Annotated in this window: 1 protein-coding gene; it reads right to left on the reverse strand. The window is 64.2% G+C overall.

Going from position 1 to position 475, the window contains the following annotated elements; all coding sequences use genetic code 11:
- The coding region (locus AACY49_RS30660) for a glycosyltransferase (RefSeq protein WP_339528041.1) at nt 1-475 on the reverse strand (475 nt) is incomplete at both ends.

The raw sequence follows: 475 nt of genomic DNA on the forward strand, positions 1-475 counted from the left end.
GCCCGAATACCCGCTGCGTGCGTTTGATCAAACCGATGATCGAGGAGAACTCACCCACCTGCACCCGCCCGACCAGCGTCGAGCGTGTACGAATCCGTGGGTTGCCGGTGACCGCGCCGAGGCGGTTGTTATCCAGCATGGGCGCCACCAGATAGGCCGCCGTGTTCGGCGCCAGCAGCGCGTCACCGTCGATGCACACCAGATATTCGCTGCGCGCGGCGATAGCGCCCATGCGCAGGGCGACTGCCTTGCCCTGGTTTTCTGCCAGATGCAGAACCCGCAATCGCGGGTCTTCCTTGGCCAGCCGGTCGAGCACTTGGGCGGTGTTGTCCTTGGAGCCGTCATTGATCGCGATGACTTCGATGTTCGGGTAATGCTGGGCCAGCGCCGCATGGATGGTGTCGGCGGCGTTGTCGCCTTCGTTGTAGCAAGGGATCAGGATCGAGATCAGCGGCTCGCCGGCCAGTGGTGGCGG

Source organism: Pseudomonas sp. EL_65y_Pfl2_R96, assembly GCF_963970905.1.
Lineage (GTDB): Bacteria > Pseudomonadota > Gammaproteobacteria > Pseudomonadales > Pseudomonadaceae > Aquipseudomonas.